The organism is Streptomyces sp. NPDC058289 (assembly GCF_042880975.1).
Taxonomy (GTDB): Bacteria; Actinomycetota; Actinomycetes; order Streptomycetales; family Streptomycetaceae; genus Streptomyces; species Streptomyces stoeckheimensis.
This window is the reverse complement of record NZ_JBHVYI010000106.1, coordinates 20,579-27,656: the sequence shown is the minus strand read 5'-3', so window position 1 is coordinate 27,656 and position 7,078 is coordinate 20,579. Positions and strand designations below refer to the sequence as shown.

Annotated in this window: 7 protein-coding genes; 6 read left to right on the top strand and 1 reads right to left on the bottom strand. The window is 69.9% G+C overall.

Annotation, left to right across the window (positions count from 1 at the left end; translation table 11 throughout):
- Positions 1-127 precede the first annotated feature (127 nt).
- The gene (locus tag ACFVX6_RS35290; RefSeq protein WP_389698534.1) at positions 128-1,465 is read left to right on the top strand and encodes a sulfatase-like hydrolase/transferase; all 1,338 of its coding nucleotides are present in this window, start codon (positions 128-130) and stop codon (positions 1,463-1,465) included.
- Positions 1,466-1,567: 102 nt separating this feature from the next.
- Here ACFVX6_RS35290 and ACFVX6_RS35285 read toward each other — a convergent pair whose 3' ends face one another.
- Positions 1,568-2,761 carry a nitrate/nitrite transporter gene (locus ACFVX6_RS35285; RefSeq protein ID WP_389698532.1) on the bottom strand — a complete coding sequence of 398 codons (1,194 nt, stop codon included), beginning with the start codon at positions 2,759-2,761 and terminating at the stop codon, positions 1,568-1,570.
- Positions 2,762-2,969: 208 nt separating this feature from the next.
- On the opposite strand from ACFVX6_RS35285, the gene ACFVX6_RS35280 reads away from it, so the two are divergent.
- From ACFVX6_RS35280 to ACFVX6_RS35260, 5 genes are all read left to right on the top strand, one after another.
- The gene (locus ACFVX6_RS35280; protein ID WP_389698530.1) at positions 2,970-3,101 is read left to right on the top strand and encodes a putative leader peptide; all 132 of its coding nucleotides are present in this window, start codon (positions 2,970-2,972) and stop codon (positions 3,099-3,101) included.
- Between the two features lie 298 nt (positions 3,102-3,399).
- A complete protein-coding gene (locus ACFVX6_RS35275; protein WP_389698528.1) occupies positions 3,400-4,509 on the top strand; it encodes an ABC transporter substrate-binding protein in 1,110 nt (369 codons plus the stop codon).
- A gap of 544 nt (positions 4,510-5,053) precedes the next feature.
- The gene (locus ACFVX6_RS35270; RefSeq protein WP_389698526.1) at positions 5,054-5,683 is read left to right on the top strand and encodes a TetR/AcrR family transcriptional regulator; all 630 of its coding nucleotides are present in this window, start codon (positions 5,054-5,056) and stop codon (positions 5,681-5,683) included.
- A 58-nt stretch (positions 5,684-5,741) separates the two neighbouring features.
- Positions 5,742-6,413, top strand: a complete 672-nt coding sequence (locus ACFVX6_RS35265; protein WP_389698524.1) for an enoyl-CoA hydratase-related protein — start codon at positions 5,742-5,744, stop codon at positions 6,411-6,413.
- A gap of 202 nt (positions 6,414-6,615) precedes the next feature.
- Positions 6,616-7,068: a PaaI family thioesterase gene (locus tag ACFVX6_RS35260; RefSeq protein WP_389698522.1), complete on the top strand. Its 453-nt coding sequence runs from the start codon at positions 6,616-6,618 to the stop codon at positions 7,066-7,068.
- The last annotated feature ends 10 nt before the right edge of the window (positions 7,069-7,078 follow it).

The window sequence follows — 7,078 nt, the reverse complement described above, 5'->3', positions numbered from 1 at the left end:
TCCTCAAGGCCGCCGGCAAGCCCGAGGTCTCCGACGCCGGCCTCGGCGCCAAGTAGCACACGCTCTGCGGTGCGACGGCAGTCCTCCCGGACCGCCGTCGCACCGGCGTTCGCGCCACCGCCTTTCGGTGGAACTGCTGGACACCGTCGGCATTCCCGCACCTGACGGCGCTACGGCGGCACGGTCGTCGAGGACGGACCCACCGCGCAGCTGCTCGCCCGGCCTCCGTCTCGAAGGAGCTGCACCCGCGACCAGCCCGACCACCCCCGTACTCGACGAACTGGCCGAGGGCGCTCTCCGTCTGGCCAACTACCACACCATGCCGGTGTGTTCCCCGGCACGCGCCGCACTGCTCACGTGTCTCAACCCGCACCGCGTCGGGTACTCGACGGTCGCCAACTTCGACCCCGGTTTCCCCGGCTACGGCATGGAGGTCGGCGAGGACGTCCCCACCTTGGCCGAGCTCCTGCACGACGCGGGCTACGCCACCTACGCCGTCGGCAAGTGGCACCTGACCCGCGACTCGGCCTCCAACACCACCGACGACCGGCGCAACTGGCCCCTACAGAAGGGCTTCGACCAGTACTACGGCGTGCTGGAGGGCCTGACCAGTCTCTGTCACTCGCACCAACTAGTCCGTGACTACAGCCCGTTGGAAATCGACGAACTACCCGACGGCTACTACTACACCGACGACATCACCGACCAGTCCATCTCGATGGTGAAGTCGCTCCGCGCCCACGACCCCGACAAGCCGTTCTTCCTCTACGTGGCGCACAACGCCGTCCACGACCCCCTCCAGGCGAAGCCCGCGGACATCGCACGTCAGCGCGGGCGCTACGACGGCGGTCGAAGGCGGCGCCGAGGGCACGCGCAGCTACTTCAGCCGCTTCGTCCACCAGCCCGTACCGGACGACTGGAACGAGGACGTCGACCGGGACACCGAACTCATCGGCGGTCCGCAGAGCCTGGTGCACTACCCGCGCGGCTGGGGCATGGCTTCCCACACCCCCTTCCGGCTCTACAAGGGCCAGACCTACGCGGGCGGCGTGCGGGTGCCGTTCGTCATCTCCTGGCCCGAGGGCCTGCGCCGGACCGACGGCGATTCCGGGAAGCTACTACCGCGACGGCTGGAAGCTGGTCACCTCCACCGCCCCGGGGCACCGTACGACGACGGCGATGGGCGCTGTACGACCTGCGCACCGACCCGACCGAAACCCTGGACGTCGCCCGGGACCACCCGGAGGTGGTGAAGGAGCCGGTGGCCGCCTGGGAGTCGGCGGCCTGGCGCAACGGCGTCTTCCCCCTCGCCGACGGCAGCGGCGCACTCGCCCGGCGCAACCCCGCGGAGGAGCGCTTCCACCGCCCCCTCACCCTGCTGGCGGGCACGCCCGAGCTGGAGCGCTACCGCTCCTCCCGGCTCATCTCCTTCCGCTCCTTCGAACCGGCGGCCTGCGCTCGGTGACCTACACCCCCGGTCCGCAGGCGCCCTACGACCCGGCGCTCGTGGCCCGCGCGCTGCGGGAGGCGGCCGCGGCCTCGAGTGACGACGGCGGCCGGCGGGCGCTCAGGACGAGGGCCGCACGGTCCGCATCCGCCCGTAGGCGTACACGCACCCCGCGAGCGCGAGGTCCGACAGCAGCATGAAGCCGATCGAGTACGAGTCCTTCGCGCTGTAGATCGCGCCCATCACCAGCGGGGGCACGAAACCCCCGAGGCCGCCCATCGCTCCGACGATGCCCGTCACGCTGCCCACCTGCGGCTGTGGCGTGACCTGGGAGACCAGGGCGAAGACACTGCCGCTGGCTGTCCCGAGTCCGGCCGCCATCAGGAGCAGGGCGCACGTGCCGACGGGGTTCATCGCCGGGTCGAAGGCCTGGACGATCGCGAGGAGGGCCACCAGGCCCAGAGCCCCGGCCGTGACCTGCGCCGGGTGGATCCGGTCCGACAGCCAGCCGCCGATCGGCCGGAAGACCACCGTGACCAGGGCGAAGCCCGCCGCCTTGGTTCCGGCGTCGGTCGCGGACAGCCCGTACCAGGTCTTCAGGTACGTCGGCAGGTAGACCCCGAACGCGACGATCCCCCCGAAGCCGATCGCGTAGAGCGCGGCCAGCTCCCACGTCACCCGCAGGCGCCCCGCACCGCGCAGGCGCGAGGCGAGCGAGGCCGTCGGCACGGGCCGGTCGGGCCGGTCCCTGAGCAGCAGGGCAGCCAGGACGGCGTACCCGGCGAGCGCCAGGGCCACCACGAGGAAGGGCAGGTCGGGGTCGTGCTTGGCGATGCGCGGTGTGACGTACCCGGACAGTGCGACACCGCCCATGCCCATCCCGAAGACCCCCAGTGCGAAGCCCCGCCGGGCGGGCGGGAACCAGGAGTTGACCAGCGGGATGCCGATCGCGAACGTCGTGCCGCCCAGGCCCAGCAGGAAGCCGACCACGAGCGTCAGACCGTAGCTCTCGCGTGCCGGGATCAGCAGCAGCACGGGCACGATGGTGAGTGCGGACACCACCGGGAACATCAGCCTCGCGCCGTAGCGGTCGGTCAGCGCGCCCACCGGGATCCGCCCCAGCGACCCGACCAGCACCGGCACCGCGACGAGCAGCGACTGCTGGAACGAGGAGAGGTGGAGCCGGTCCTTGTAGTCGCCGGCCAGCGGCGCGATCAGGTCCCACGCCCAGAAGGTGAGCGTGAACCCGAGCGTCGCCAGGGCCAGATTTCGGTACCCGGCGGACGAGGGCCGCGACGTCGACGTGGTGTCCATCCCGTCAGTCAAGACGCCCTGGACCGTCAGGTCACGTAGGACTGCGCCAAAAGGACCACGGACGCCGGCCCCGGCACCCTCTCCGCCCGACCGAACGTTCCGCCGCGCCGCTCCGGCCATTCCGGCCCACTATCCGGCCACTCCGGCCCACTATGTGGTCAACCTCTTGGGCGGATGACCCGCCTCTGCCAGGATTCCTATCAACCAGATGGGAAAACCGGGGAGTTGTGAGGTGGCCGTGCGAACACCGCACCATGCGCGCCCTCTGCTGCCCTCCCTTACCGCCCGTCGGTACATCGACCTGGTCCGGACGTCCAGCGCCATCTGTCAGCCTGCCTGACGTCATCCCGTAGGGCCCGGCTCCACGCGCAGTGCACCGTCGTGCGCCGCGCCTTCCCGCTCTTCGTCGGCCGGACGGCCCTCCGGCGGACCTCACCGCCGCGCGCCACCTTCGCACGCGGCGCGCGATGTACGGCGGCTCGACGTCCACCCCGTGGTATCCCCGACACCTTCCCCCTTCTCGGCCTGCCACGGCGTTCCTCCACCGGCGGCCGCGAGCGGGTGCCGTGCGTGTCGACGACGTCGTGGCGCCCGTCTCCCCGCCTTCCCGAACACCCACCCCGTGAAGGGACCACTCCGTGTCTGCCGCAAGACCGCTCATCACCCTGCGCGCCATCGCCGTAACAGCGGCGCTTCCTCTCGTGCTCACGGCCTGCGGCTACCGTGTCGAGGTCAAGAAGGAGGACGGCAAGACGAACCTCGCCGCCGATGCCGGCAAGAAGCTGTCGGCCTCCGAGGTCCGCATCGGCTACTTCCCGAACCTCACGCACGCCACCGCGCTGGTCGGTCTCCAGGAAGGCCTGATCGCCGCGGAGTTGAACGGCACCACGATCAAGTCTCAGTCCTTCAACGCCGGTCCGTCCGAGATCGAAGCCCTCAACAGCGGCTCTCTCGACATCGGCTTCATCGGCCCCTCCCCCTCGATCAACGGCTATGTGAAGTCCAAGGGTTCCAACCTGCGGATCATCTCCGGCTCCGCCTCGGGCGGCGTCAAGCTGGTCGTGAACCGAAACAAGATCAAGAGCCTGGACGACCTCAAGGGCAAGAAGATCGCCACCCCGCAGAAGGGGAACACCCAGGACGTCGCGTTCCTCAACTGGATCTCGGAAAAGGGCTGGAAGGTCGACCCGGAGTCCGGCAAGGGCGACGTCTCCGTCGTCCGCACGGACAACAAGGTCACCCCGGACGCCTTCAAGTCGGGCTCCATCGACGGCGCCTGGGTGCCCGAGCCCACCGCCTCCAAGCTGGTCGCCGACGGCGGCGAGGTCCTTCTCGACGAGGGCTCCCTCTGGCCGGAGAACAAGTTCGTGATCACGAACATCGTCGTGTCGCAGAAGTTCCTCACCGAGCACCCGGACGTGGTCGAGGCCGTTCTGCGCGGCACGGTGAAGACGAACAGGTGGATCCACTCCCACCAGGACGCGGCGATGGCCTCCGCGAACGCCAAGCTCGCGGCGGACACCGGCAAGCCCCTCGACCCGGAGGTCATCCACCCGGCGTGGCCGAGCTTCATGGTCACCGACGACCCGCTGGCCGCGACGCTGAAGAAGCAGGCCGACCAGGCGGTCAAGGCCAAGCTCATCGAGCAGCCCGACCTGAACGGCATCTACGACCTGCGGCTTCTGAACAAGGTGCTCAAGGCGGCGGGCAAGCCCGAGGTCTCCGACGCCGGTCTCGGCGCCAAGTAGCTCAGTGGCTCGCCCTGGACGCACACACCCGTGATGTGCTCCACGGCGGGCTCACTTCTCGAGGCGGGCCATGTCGGGTGCCCGCGCACCGGCAGCCTCGAGCGCGTATCGAAGTACACCGACGACCGCCGCTTCCGCGAGGCGGCGTACACCTCGAAATCGCGGGGCGACCTGCACCTCCACAACGACACCGCCGTGACACCGTTCGGCGCCGAACCCGCCTACGTGGCCGGACGGCGCGATGGTCCATCACATCCTGAGTGAGGAGTACCCCCGCGAACTGCCCCTGCTCCGTAAGCCGTTCGCCTTCGACCGGCGCATCCTCCACGGCCGCACCGCCTCCGAGGATCACGAGCCCCTCGACCGCCGGCGCTGCCTGATCCGAGCCATGCCCGCAGAGAGCCCGACCCGTCGGCGAATCCCCGGCGCCTCATCGGCATGACCGCCCCGCCGGCACCTTCTCGCCCGGCCGTGAAGAACCACCGCGACGCCTCTTGCATGTTCTATGCCATACCCCATAAGTTACCGAAAGGTAGCCCGCTCGGTGGGCTGCATCGTCGTGGCGAAGGTGGTGGAGCGGGTGAGTCCGCGCAGGAGTGACAGCCGCGACCGGATGGTCCTCAGCACTGTTGCCCTCCTGCCCGAGTACGGTGCGAGCGGGACCAGCATCGACCGAGTCCTCGCCCACAGCGGAGCCCCTCGCGGCTCGGTGTACCACCACTTCCCCGGCGGGCGCACTCAGCTCATCGACGAGGCGGTGACGCTGGCCGGGGACTTCATCTCGGGTCTGATCGACACCAAGATGCAAGCCGACGATCCGGTGGATGCCATCGACGCGTTCTTCGTGCTGTGGCGCGACCGGCTCGTGAAGAGCGACTTCCGGGCCGGCTGCCCGATCGTGGCGGTGGCCGTGGAGACCAACGACGAGGCCCCACAGCTTGCCCGCTCCGCCGCCGCGGTCTTCGCCCGCTGGCAGGAGGCCTTCGCGGCCCTGTTCGTCCGGCACGGCCTGACCGAGGAACGCAGCCGGAGGCTGGGTTCCTTCGTCATCGCCGCGGTCGAAGGCGCGGTGATCATGTGCCGGGCCGAACGGAGTGCCGCTCCGCTCGAGGCGGCCGCCGCCGAGATCCACGACCTGCTCGTGTTCGCCCTGCGCGACCGCCGCGAGGCCTGACCCCGACCCTGCGACCGGAGCCCACATCCCTTCACCTGCATCGTCCGAAGGAGTCGCCATGCCCTCGCTCGACCGTCAGGACAACCTATTCGTCCTCGACCTCGGAGACGGAGAGAACCGCTTCCACCCCGACTGGCTCACCGCAGTCAGTGCCGCGCTCCTCGAGGTGGAGAAGGCGGAAGGCCCCCGCGCCCTGGTCACCACTGCCACCGGCAAGTTCTACTCCAACGGGCTGGACCTGGACTGGCTCTTCGCCCATGCCGACCGGCACCAGGACTACGTCATCTCCGTCCATGAACTCTTCGCCCGGATGCTGTCGCTTCCGGTCATCACCGTGGCCGCACTACAGGGGCACACCTTCGCCGCCGGGGCGATGCTCTCCCTCGCCCACGACTTCCGCGTCATGCGCACCGATCGCGGCTACTGGTGCCTGCCCGAAGCGGACATCAACATCCCCTTCACCCCCGGCATGACCGCCCTCGTCCAGTCCCGGCTGGCGCCGCAGACCGCGCACGAGGCCATGCTCACCGCACGCCGCTACGGCGGCGCCGACGCCCATGCCGCCGGCATCGTCGACCAGGCGGTCCCTGAGGATGCCGTGCTCTCCGCAGCCGTCGAACTCGCCCGGGCGCAGATGTCCAAGGCCGGCGGCACCCTGGGCGCCATCAAGGCCCGCATGTACACCTCGGCACTGGCCACCTTGCGCGACACCGCCAACCCGCTCGGCTGACCAGTACCTCACCGCCCCCACCGACCACACCGCCCCGCACCCCTGCGCATCACGATCCAGACCGACGGCCGCCGCTTCACCAAGATCCGCGCCGCTCGCAACCCACGACACGAACCCGTCGCCGCCTCGATCCGGCACCTGCTTCCCGGCGAACACCCCTGCCCCAGGGGCGGCACGAGCACCTCATCCAAGGAGAACGACCGTGACCACCACCGACCTCACTGCCCTGTCGAGCCTGTCCGGCCTGGAACTGATGCGCTGGGTCCAGACCGAACGCCCGGCCGACATCCCCTCCATCGGCCGACTGCTCGGCATGCGCTTCGACGAGGTCGAGCACGGCCGCATCGTCGTCTCCCTCGACACCCGCCCCGACTTCGCCAACCCCCTCGGCACGGTCCACGGAGGGATCGCCGCCACCCTCCTCGACTCCGCCATGGGCTGCGCCGTCCACACCACCCTCCCGGCCGGCACCGGCTACACGACCCTCGAGCTCAAGGTCAACTACATCCGGGCCGCCCGCACCGACGGTCAGGTACTCACCGCCGAGGGCAAGGTCATCCACGCCGGCCGCCGCACCGCCACGGCCGAGGGGAAGGTGACCGACGACCAGGGCAAACTGATCGCCCACGCCACCACCACGTGCATGATCTTTTGAGTGCCCGGGC